At 67.9% G+C, this 11,092-nt stretch carries 7 protein-coding genes; 5 read left to right on the top strand and 2 right to left on the bottom strand.

Annotation, left to right across the window (positions count from 1 at the left end; translation table 11 throughout):
• The first annotated feature begins 130 nt into the window (after nucleotides 1–130).
• The 3 genes from U9983_RS08750 (at nucleotide 131) to U9983_RS08760 (ending at nucleotide 5,073) form a co-directional block, all read left to right on the top strand.
• A complete protein-coding gene (locus U9983_RS08750) occupies nucleotides 131–4,246 on the top strand; it encodes a DUF4062 domain-containing protein (protein WP_322753533.1) in 4,116 nt (1,371 codons plus the stop codon).
• A gap of 121 nt (nucleotides 4,247–4,367) precedes the next feature.
• Nucleotides 4,368–4,661, top strand: coding sequence for a ribbon-helix-helix domain-containing protein (locus tag U9983_RS08755; RefSeq protein WP_322753534.1), 294 nt, complete (start codon nucleotides 4,368–4,370; stop codon nucleotides 4,659–4,661).
• An 88-nt stretch (nucleotides 4,662–4,749) separates the two neighbouring features.
• Nucleotides 4,750–5,073 (top strand): type II toxin-antitoxin system PemK/MazF family toxin, encoded by a 324-nt coding sequence (locus tag U9983_RS08760; protein ID WP_322750142.1) that lies wholly within the window; start codon nucleotides 4,750–4,752, stop codon nucleotides 5,071–5,073.
• A 740-nt stretch (nucleotides 5,074–5,813) separates the two neighbouring features.
• Here U9983_RS08760 and U9983_RS08765 read toward each other — a convergent pair.
• Nucleotides 5,814–5,996 carry a hypothetical protein gene (locus U9983_RS08765; RefSeq protein WP_322753535.1) on the bottom strand — a complete coding sequence of 61 codons (183 nt, stop codon included), beginning with the start codon at nucleotides 5,994–5,996 and terminating at the stop codon, nucleotides 5,814–5,816.
• Between the two features lie 262 nt (nucleotides 5,997–6,258).
• On the opposite strand from U9983_RS08765, the gene U9983_RS08770 reads away from it, so the two are divergent.
• Both U9983_RS08770 and U9983_RS08775 read left to right on the top strand, forming a co-directional pair.
• Nucleotides 6,259–7,503, top strand: a complete 1,245-nt coding sequence (locus tag U9983_RS08770; RefSeq protein WP_322753536.1) for an XRE family transcriptional regulator — start codon at nucleotides 6,259–6,261, stop codon at nucleotides 7,501–7,503.
• Between the two features lie 328 nt (nucleotides 7,504–7,831).
• Nucleotides 7,832–9,481 (top strand): PP2C family protein-serine/threonine phosphatase, encoded by a 1,650-nt coding sequence (locus U9983_RS08775; protein WP_322753537.1) that lies wholly within the window; start codon nucleotides 7,832–7,834, stop codon nucleotides 9,479–9,481.
• 122 nt (nucleotides 9,482–9,603) lie between these two features.
• Here U9983_RS08775 and U9983_RS08780 read toward each other — a convergent pair.
• Nucleotides 9,604–11,092 (bottom strand): hypothetical protein (locus tag U9983_RS08780; RefSeq protein ID WP_416211323.1); only part of this gene is annotated, 1,489 nt, incomplete at its 5' end.

Below are 11,092 nucleotides of genomic sequence, written 5' to 3' on the forward strand. Positions count from 1 at the left end.
GGGCTGATCGCCGCCGGGGCGCGCACCGGCCGGACGATGATGACGCGCGAATGCGGCATCCCCGTATGCCGATAAGCCGGGACGCCGGGTCACTGGAGCCGGAGCCGTGCCGGATGTGTACCGTTCACCTGTGCGTGGGGCAACGAGGGCGCTGCGGATATTTCTCAGCCACACCTCCGAGCTACGCCGGTTTCCCTCCGGCGACGCCGGTTCGTTCGTCCATGCCGCCGAGCGGGCAGTCATCCGCGCCGGCCATGTCGTCCTCGACATGGCCTACTTCACCGCGCGGGACGACAAACCCTCGGCGTACTGCGAGGAAATGGTTGCCGCTGCCGATGTCTACGTAGGTCTTTTCGGTTTCCGCTACGGGTCACCCGTCCGGGATTCACCCGAGGTCTCCTACACCGAGCTGGAGTTCCGCACCGCGGCTGATCTCGGCCTGCGTCGGCTGGCGTTCCTGCTGGACGAGAAGGCGAACGTCCCCGCGGAGGCCGTCATCGACCTCGACTACGGGCCACGCCAGGCCGCCTTCCGGCGCCACGTGATGGACACTGACGTCACCGTCAATCTTTTCACCACCCCGGACGGCCTCGAACGAGCGCTCTACCAGGCGTTGGTCGAGCTTCGCCCGGCCAGCGCAGGCATTGGGACCGATGGGTCGCCGAACCCCGGACCGATGAACATGGCTCCGGAACTGACGCGGGTACCGATTGCGCGCCCGGAACTGTTCCGGCCGCTGGTTGATCTGCTGTGTTCGGACGACGGCCGGCCGGTGGGGATGACCACGGCGCTGCACGGTGCCGGTGGGCTGGGCAAGACGACACTTGCGCAGGCCCTGTGCGCCGATCCCGAGGTGCGGGAGTGGTTCTGCGATGGCATCCTGTGGTCAACCCTCGGGGAACAGATCTCAGGGCCGGATCTCGCGGGGCGCGTCAACCAGCTCGCCGAGATGCTCGATGGGCGCCGCCCTACATTCGTCGACCCGATGCAGGCCGGGCGTCATCTGGGCCGACTCCTCGAACGCCGGACGCAGACACGCCGGACTGACGACGACGCAGGGGGAACATCCCGTTATCTGCTGGTCGTGGACGACGTGTGGCGAACCGACCAGATCGCACCCTTCCTGATCGGTGGGCGGGGCTGCGTTCGGCTGGTGACGACCCGCATTCCCACCGTCATTCCAGCTGACGCGCGAACGGTCGCGGTCGACGAGATGTCACGTGACCAGGCACGTGATCTGCTCACGACGGGTCTGGCGCGCGACGCCGTCGCGGGCGCGGACCTGTCAGGACTGCTGTCGATGACGGGCGGCTGGCCGGTCCTGCTCTCATTGGTCAACGGCCAACTCCGGGCCCGGACGAATGCCGGCGCGACCCTTTCCGAAGCCGTCGCCTGGGTGGAACGCGGTCCGGGGTACCGCCCCGTACCGTTGCGTTCCGGCCTGCAGCCGTCCGGTCCACCGATTTCCGATCCACCAGTCACCGGTCTACCAGGGGCCAGTCCGTCGCCGGCCGACCTACCGCGGCCCAGTCCACCGCGGCCCAGGCCACCGCGGCTTGCACCGCCGCCCGACCGCAGCCCGTCACCGCTTGCGGATGGCGATTCGCGGTCCGATGCCGTCAGCTCCGCGGTCTCGGCCAGTCTGACCCTGATCAGCGACGATCGGCTGCCGCTGGTCACAGCACTCGCCGTCTTCGGTGAGGACGTGACGATCCCGCACGTAACGCTCGAACGATTCTGGGCCCAACTGGCCCGATTCACCCACCTGCACCAGTTGAGCCCACAGGACAGCGGTCGCCTGCGCGACGATCTGCTCCGCCTCTCACTCGCGACCGCGACCGGTACGGCCGGCACGGACGGGACGGACGGGACGGCTGCCCAAGGGCTGCGCCTGCATGACGACATCCGCCGCGCGCTGCGCCATGAGCACTCCACCGGTCGACCTGATGGCGACGCCCGTCGGTTAGGACTGCTGCACCGCACTCTGGTGGACGCGCACCGCGCAGGCGTCCCGACCGAGCCGGACGGACGTACCGCCTGGTGGGCGCTCCCACCCGATGAGCCCTACCTGTGGAATCACCTCGCCGAACACCTGCACCTGGCCAGCGTGGGCGACGACCCGACCGGCGACCTGGCAAGGGTCGAGCTGAACACGCTGGCCATCGACCTACGATGGGTCACAGCCCGCCTACGGTTACATGGCGTCGCTGCGATCAACGCCGACCTGGCGTTGGCCCGGGATCCGCGCGCAGCCCTGCTGCGAACCCGTATCGAACAGAACGCATACCTGCTGGAGCCGACCGACCCCGCACACGCCCAGGCGGCCACCCTCGTCAGCCGACTCTGGGACGACCCGGACTTCGGTGCGGCCGCCCGAGCGTTCAGCGCAGCCCAGCCGGTCGGGCGTCTCACCCCTGCCTGGCCGATGCCCGACCTCCCGGACCCGGCCCTGCTGCGTGTTCTCCCGGGTAACCCACGCGTTGTCGTCGATATCGCGACCAGTCCGGATGGTCGATGGGTTGCGGTGTCGGGTTCGGATATCTCCGTACATATCAGCGAAACAACCCGCGGCCGCCGGACGGAAGTCTTCCCGCCGGTGGGCAGTGGGCCGATCGCGTCCATCCGGTTCACCCCCGATTCACAATCGGTCTTCATCACCACCATAGGACGCTTCCTGCATCGACTGGACGTCGACAACGGGGCCCTCACCACGGTCCGCCGGTGCGCAGGCGGCCATGCACCGCTGCTCGACCCCACCGGCCGGTGGTATGCCTACACCGACCAGGACTCACTCCGGGTGCTCGATGTCGACACCGGCCAGGAGCGCCGCGTCATCCGGGGGATCATGGGCGCGAAGCCGCTGACATTCAGCCCGGACGGGAGCCACATCGTCTGCGCCGGCGGCAAGGTCGGGGTCTTCTATTTCGCAAACCTCTCCACCGGTGTGTGCCAGGCGCGGCGGATAAAAGTGAGTCCGCGCGATTGCGTGACACTGAGCGCAGATGGTTCACGGCTCGTCGTAGGCGAGGAAAACGGGCGGATAGTCGTCACGGAATGGTCCACCGGGACGGTGACTCAGGTGTTTTCCGGGCATACCGGAAAAGTGCGGTCGCTGGCTGCGCATCCCGTTCACGACTGGGTGCTCTCGGGTGGCGACGACGGAACTGTCCGGGTCTGGGACCTCGCGGACGACGATCGGCGGGCAGTCCTGCATGGACACTCCGGGCCGGTGACCGCGGTCGCCTTCAACGACAACGGAAACATAGCGTCGGCGAGCGAGGACACGACCGTCCGGTTGTGGGACAGCTCCCGCGCCTGGCCTGCGACCGGGATCGCGGCCCGCTCCGTCGAACTTCCCGCCTTCGCGGGCAGTCTCGCCGCTGTGGCGACGAGCCCGAGCGACGGCTGGTTCGCCGCCGCACACCATGGCGGCGTCCACCTGGTGGATTCGTCCAGCAGGACCGAACAGCGGGTCCTGGCTGGTGCCGGAATCACGTCGCTGGCGGTCAGCCGGGACGGCACGGTCATAGCTCTGGCCGGTGAGGACCACTACATCCTCGTCTACGGGGCCGAGTCCGGTGAACTGCTTGCCAGGATGCCACCCATCAGCCCACCCGCCCAGGTCGTGATCAGTCCCCATGATCAGTACATGGCCTTTGCGGGACGGCTCGGCCGGTGGATCCACGTCAGGCGCCTGGCGTCGCTCACCAACGATACGAAGCGGCTACGGATTCGGCGGCCCACGACCACATCCCTGCACTGTGACCAGTACATTCGCGCGATCGACATCGCCGATGACGAGAAGACCCTGATTTCCGTCGACGGTACCGGCACGTTCCGGCGGTGGAGCCTCCCGGCCGGCCGGCCACTCGCAACCACCCAGTGTGAAGGATTCACGGTGGAGGTGATGAAGCTGGCGCCAGGCGGTCACGACGTCGTGTGTGGGTCGGCCGACGGTGATATTCACGTTTTCGATCTCGGCACCGGGTCGGTGACCAGAACACTGGCCGGTCACGCGGGCCAGGTGACCGATCTCGCCTTCACACGTGATGGAAGATATTTCGCGACCACCGGTGGCGACCAGTCCGTACGGATATGGCAGGCCGGTTCATTCGAATGCGTGGCCGCGTTGAAGGTCGACGGGCCGTTGAGCTCGGTCGCGTGGTACTCGACAGGCGACCGACTTGTCGTCGGCGGAGACGGTGGCCTCTATGTGTTCGACTTCGTCCATCATCCCCGGTTCTGATCGGCCCTGGCCCGTGCCGGCGGCCAAGCCGCCGAACCTGCGCGACCGGGCCTGTGTGCGACTCCCGTCCTGGTGTGCAACATGCATACCAGGACGGGAGTCGACGAGGTATTCTGATTGCATGCCACAGATCGCCGTCCGGCTGGACGAAGCCGAGGTCGCCGCGCTCGACACGATGGTGTCGTCAGGGCGCTATCACTCGCGCGCCGAGGCCGTCCGTGCGGCCCTCCATACGCAACGCCGCCTGGAGGAAGACCGCATGATCGCCGAGGCGTACGCGCGCGGGTACTGTCAGCAGCCACGAACGTCCGACGAGCGAGCCCTCTCCTTCACCGCCGCGAACCTGGTACCGACCATCCTCGGCGAGGACGGCGGCTACGATCTGGCCGACCTGGGCCTGGCAGAGACGCTCTGATCCCTCGGCCGCCCCTGGGGCATAATCACCCGGAATCTCCGTACGCGCTACACCATTTTGCTCAATGCGATGATCCGGAACGGACCAGGTGAAGCCACCCCTGCGCCGCGGCGCCCTCTGGGTCGCCCGACTGCCGCCACCCACCGGTGTGCGACCGGTCGTCATCATCACTCGTGACGCCGCACTGCCGTACCTGACGAACGTCACCGTCGTCCCCGTGACCCGCACGATCCGCGGCATCCCGAGCGAGGTCCCGGTCGGCCCTGACGAGGGCCTCAAGGTCGACAGCGTCGCCAGCTGCGACAACATCACGACGATCCCGTCCGACCTACTTGTCACCGAGATCGGGATGCTCGGGCCGGCCCTGCTGCGGCGGCTCTCGGCGGCGGTCAGGCTCGCGGTCGACGTCTGAACCCGCTCCAGCGACACACCGGCCACGTGGCGTCCGCCTTCCGGTGTCCGGCCTCCGGTGTCCGGCCTCCGGTGTCCGGTGTCCGGTGTCCGGTTTCTCCCGACGGACCGCGCAGATCGGCTCCGGGACCTGGCAGATCGGCTTCGCCAATCCGACAGGAACCCCGGATCCGACAGGAACCCTGATTTCCGGTGGTGCGACTTTGGCGCCAACCCCACGGGGTCGCCGAGCGTCAGAGCTAGAGAGAGGTTCCCGGCTCTGGACGGAGGGTCGGGAGCCTCTCCCCGCGGCCCTCGGGCCCTCGGACGCCCGAGAAGATCCATAATCGCATGGGTCGACTCCCCCCATCCGGGGTGTCCGGCATTGCGCGCCGAAAGTTTCCCAACGCGGTTTGTGGCCAGAAAAGCCCCGCACGCATCGGGATGCGTGCCTCGACCACCGTCCCCACCCGATCATCAACCCCGATCGGTCATCAACGGATGAGATCACCCAGAGGAGCTGCCGGCTTGGATCACCAGATTGGATCACCGAATGCGGTCCGCCTTCGGGACGGTCCCGAATGATCGGGCTAAGAACGCCCGGCAATAGGGGCGTGGATCAAGGAGCAGGGCTGGAGTACGTAGATCGCGAGACGGAGGAGGGAGTCACCCTGATGTTGGGTGCCGACCGACGACAACGAAGGGAGGTGCGTGCCCCAACCCTGCGACGCTGCGTCCCCAATTGCCGGGCGCTCTAAATGGTCATCCGAGGATGATTCCCGGCGTGCCGGCCCGGCCCGTGAGCGCAGCTGCGATGGCAACCGGAACCGCGACCACTGCCGTCGCAGCCACCGCACGCCGTCGCGGTCGCCGCAGCCACCGCCCGAGCTGCAGCGAGCCAGCGAGCCAGCGAGCCAGCGAGCCAGCGAGGTTGAACAACCACAACCATCGACCTTTTGAATCTCAACACCCGGTCGACCGTTGGGTTTCTTGCGTAGTTTGGGATATAACAACACCACCGTGGCAATCTTGCGCTACTTGTTCCGCCCGCGGGCCTGACGTACGCTGCACCTGCGGCGGTCGCGGCGTGGTTTTGTTGTTTATCATGAAATACCTCGGGCACCTACCGGTGATCACAGCAAGGCCAACGACTATGGCCGCGGTGCCGACGACTATTTCCTGACTGGCCATTTTGAGGAGGCCGGGCGTGAGAGAACCCAGCAGTCTGCTCGGGCGGTCACGAACGAGTCGAGAGCTCGGGGCCCGCCGTTCCCGCCGTGGCACGGCAGCCACCGCCGTCGGCAGCGGTTTCGTTCACAACGGAACCACACTGACCGCCGACACCCCGCCGTGGACGCTGGCGCGCCTGTGGGCGCCCGACGGGCTCGGTGCCGCGCTGGAAGAGGTGACCAGTCGGGTCCAGCGGCCCGCCGTCCTGACCTTCACCAGCGCGACGCTCGGCGCGGTCGTCCACTCCTGGCTCGTCGCGGCTCCCGCCCGGCCCGTCGCGGTACTCAACGGCAGGCACGTCAACGACGCCCTGGTCGCCGGATTCGCCGACCGCGTCGACGCCCTGCGGCGGATGGACGACGTTCTGGGCGGGGAGGATGTGCACGGGCTCGCGGTGTCCGAGCTGCGGGTGATCGTCCGGCTGCTGCGCACCGGTGCATACAGCCAGGACCAGCGCGCGCGGCTCTACGCCGTCGCCGCGGAACTCGCCCGGCTGGCGGGCTGGGCCGCGTTCGACAGCGGCCGTCACCAGATCGCCCAACAGTTCTGGCTGGTGGCGCTGCGCACCGCCCACGAGGCCGGTGACCGGGCCATCGGCGCCAACATCCTGCGTTGCATGGCGGAGCAGGCGGTGCGCTACGGCGACCCGGCCGACGCGGTCACCATGCTGCGCGCGGCCCGCGCGGGCGCCGGGGACGCCCTCACGGCGACCGAGAAGGCGGTGCTCGCCGGCTCGCTGGCCATCGCCCATGCTCAGGTCGGCGACAGCCGAGCCGTGCGGGCCGAGATCGCCGAGGCGTTCACCCAGATCGATCGGGCCGAACCCAGCGAGGATCCGGACTACGTGTACTGGTGTTCTCGTCCGACCATCGAGTACTACGCCGGCAAGGCCCTGTTGTGCATTGGCGACGCCGCCGCCGCCATCGGGCACCTGAGGCGGTCCGTCGACGAGCTCGACGCCTGCGAGTACCCACGGGAGCTGATTCATCACCGGGTCTGGCTCGGTGTGGCCCAGGTCGACGCCGGCGAGGTGGAGCGCGCAGTCGACCTCGGCTACCAGGCAATCGACCTTGCCGGTTGCGTCGCGTCGGAGAATGCGAGGGTCGATGTCCTGACCCTCTGCGGCGCGATCGAGATCGCCGGGCATCCCGGTGCCGCCGCCCTCGCCGAACACGCCCGCACCGCCCTGCGCTCCGGCGACCGGGCACCGGTCGGGGTCTGACCGGTGCCCGGTCGGGTCTGACCGGTGCCCGGTCGGGTCTGACCGGTGCCCGGTCGGGTCTGACCGGGCACCGAGGCCACCCACGGACCGCAGGCGACATCCACCCCCGCGGGTCCACCTCGGCAGCAATGGCGCGGCAGCCTGACACATATCCGACGCATCTCGGATACTGCCTGTCAGCGCTGGTCAAGCCCTGTTGGTCACTTGTGTCGATGTCGCGACACATCCGTCGGCCGATCTGCATTGATGCCATTGAGTGGGTACGGGGGACGTCAGCGCGGACGTCCGCTAGCGTGATCGGAATACCCACACGTGGGGGACGGAGGCCATGGACAGTTCGGTGGTACCCATCACATTGATCGTGGTGCTGCTGATCGGCGCGATTCTCTTCGTCGTCGTCTCCAGCCGCGCCTCGGGATTCGGCCCAGGGCCGACGCATCCGCCACGTCCATCGACACCCACCGGGAACACACGGTCGGGACAACGCCGGCGCCGACGGTCGGGGATCATCGGGACGATCCTCGCGCCGCTGCGGCGTGCCCCCGCGCGCCCGGCCGGTGGTGCCACCCGCGCCTCGGGATCAGCCGCACCGAGGGGACAGGATGGTTCTGTGAGCTCCGCCGGCTCCAGCAGGTCTGCCCGCCCCGGCAACCCCGGCAATCCCGGCAACGTGGACCCACCGGCCTTTTCCAGGACCGCGGCGATCCCCACCGCGCCCATACCGCCGCCGGTCGGCGAACCGCCGACGACCGCTTTCGCGACGGTGCCCGGCGGTGAGCAGCCCGACGTCTGGTCGACACCGTCCACGCACGGCGCCGGGCATCGGGATCTCGGAGCGGCGACAACGTCGGTGAACGCGGCAACGTCGACCAACGCGGCAACGTCGGTCAACCCGGCGGTGCCCGCCGCCGGACAGACCCGGGAAAAAAACGCGACGGGGTGGACGCCCCCACCGGTCAGCCCGCCCCCATCCGCGACATCAGGCCGTGACCGGCCTCGCGAGGGCGATTTCGGTGGCAGCGACCCGTACGCTGGCACGGTGGTACACGGCGCGCCCGCCAGCCGGGATGGCTTCGGGTTCGACGAGGCGGCGGCTACCCGCAGGAGCGGCACCTACCCGGACAACCGCGGCACCGGCGGTCACGGGGGTGGTGGTGACCCGTGGGACGACCCCGCCGCAACGAAGGCGTCGGATCAGACGATTCCCCCGGTACCCGCGATGGTTGCGCCGATCCCGACCGTGCCGCTGGTCGCGGACGAACCGGACGTCTCCACCTCGCCGGCGCTGCGGTTGGCCGCCGCCGGGCGGACCCGCCGGGGCAAGCGTGGCGGTCCCAATGAGGATGCCTTCGTCGTCCTCGACGGCCTGCTCGCGGTGGCCGACGGAGTCGGTGGCGAAGCGGCCGGCCAGATCGCGTCCACCCTGGCGGTGACGACCGTGGCGAGCTTCCGCCCGCAGTACGCCGCCGACCCCCGCGACGGCCTGCGGGGTGCCCTCGACCGGGCCAACCGGACCGTCCGGGAGAAGCCGTTGCAGGAGCCGTCCTGGCACGGGATGGCCTGCACCCTGGACGTGGTCGTCCTCGGCCGGCAGCACGACACCGGCGAAACCCTCTTCGTGGCGCACGTCGGGGACAGCACCGTCTGGCTACAGCCCGGGCGCGGCCGGCCCCGCCAGCTCACCACCCCGCACGCCATCAAGAACGGGCCGCTACTGAACGCGATCGGGCTCAACGAAGAGGTCGAGCTGGATCTGCTGGAGGAGCCGGTGCGGGCCGGCGACCGGGTCGTCCTCGCCAGCGACGGCATCACCAAGGTCATGAAGCCCGAGCAACTGGACGGCCTGTTGATGGAGCTCGGCACCATGAGCCCCGAACAGGCCGCGGACGCGCTCGTGGACGCCGCCATGATGGCCGGTGCCCGCGACGACACCACCATCGTCGTCGGCGATCTGGTCACCGACACCACCGCCCGCTAGGAGCCCAGCCACACGCACAACAACCCGGCTACCTCGCGTTCCCCAACGGCCGTCGTTCCATGAACACATCCCCAAGCCATTACCAGAGGCGACACGGTCGTGGGGGAACGAGCGGCGGTTTCTCAGCCGGCGCTGCCGAGAAGCGTCTTGGCGGTGTCGTGGGCGGCCTGCTTGGCCGGGGTCGCGTTCGTCGCGGACCTGCCCTTGATGTACACGGCGACCGCAACCGTCGGGTTCTGGGCCGGCGCGAAACCGACCGCCCATCCGGTAGAGCTGGAGTTGTCGGCAGACCAACTATTCATCAGCGCGGCATTGCCGTTACCCGCAGTCATCTCGTCCCGTATGTACTGCGCGATATCAGCGGTAAGCGGTATGCCCTCGATCGGGCAGCTGCCTACTGAAACGGGTTGGACGAAGTGAGGGCAGAGAGCGGGCCGGGCAACCACCCTCGCAGCGAACGCGGACATCGCCACCGCCAGCTGGAAGGGCGTGGCCTGAATCGGAGCGTCCGTAGCCACCGTCGGGTCACCCCCGCAGCTCTCTCTCGGTAGTGCCGACGACGCCGCGATTCGCACGCCGTTCACCTGATAACCCATTCCGTTGAACCCGAGACCACAGGCGATTGTCTGTGCCCGTAGCAGAAAACCCGCACCGAGCTGTTCCTGTAACGCCTTGAAACTTCCTGTGCAGGAATTTTGGACTACCGCTGGAAAATCCTTGCAGCCCGACGCCCCGGTCTCGTCTGGGTGAAGTCCGACGAGTCCGTCCTTGTCCATGGCGGCGGCGCTGAGGAGCACCGCGAGTTCGCCGGGATTCGCGGTCAGGCCGGTGGCGAGATTCGCGTTGCCAGCGGCCTGGCCGCGGGTGGCGACCGCCCGCACTCCGCCGTCCCTCGGGTCGATGACCACAACCGCACCGTCGGGCTTGAAACTGTCACGCCCGAAATCATCGATCCTGGCAGCATCCAGGACATCGTCCGCTTTTTTCTGCCGCTCCTTGGAGATGGTCAGCCTGATCTCCCCCGGCGGTGACTGCGCTTGGGCCGCATCCACTGCGGCGTCGGCGAAGACGGTCGGAACATCCCCTTGCATCCGCCACTCTGCACCGCTGTAGACGGCATTTTTGAACTCGCCGTCCACCCCAACGACAGAAATGCCGAAATTACCAGAAGAATTTATTGCGCGACCGGCCGTGATAATTGCGAGAACTACAATAACGATGACAAGAACAAAGATAATCAAAACAAGAATCCACGGATTCCAAAGATTCGTCCTGCTACTTCGACCATTTTGCGACGCGAGAGGGGCGGGGGAAGCGCCAGACGTCACAGGTGGGGTCCCTCCGCCTGTCCTGTGAGACGGCCCTGGGGGAAGCGCGGGCGGAACGTCGTACGGCCGCGAAGACGGCAGCGAATGCACGCCGACGTCCGCCCTTTTTTGCGATTCCCGCCAGGTCGATTCCCAGTTAAGCTGGAATCGTGTTTCATCGTCATCGGCTTGCGGGGCCGGTCCGAGAGGAATCAAGTCAGCACCCTTGGGCCGGGAAACGGTCGGCCGCGTGGCGATCGGGCTTCGTTCAGGAGCTTGCGGATGGGGTGGATTTACGGCGGGC

Origin of the sequence: Protofrankia sp. Cas3, assembly GCF_963555955.1 — a bacterium.
In the GTDB taxonomy this organism is placed as follows: domain Bacteria; phylum Actinomycetota; class Actinomycetes; order Frankiales; family Frankiaceae; genus Protofrankia.

What these genes read in the sequence shown, in the direction of transcription:
- U9983_RS08775 (WP_322753537.1), top strand. Translation starts at nt 7,832, where the DNA reads ATGGACAGTTCGGTGGTACCCATCACATTGATCGTGGTGCTGCTGATC.
- U9983_RS08755 (WP_322753534.1), top strand. Translation starts at nt 4,368, where the DNA reads ATGCCACAGATCGCCGTCCGGCTGGACGAAGCCGAGGTCGCCGCGCTC.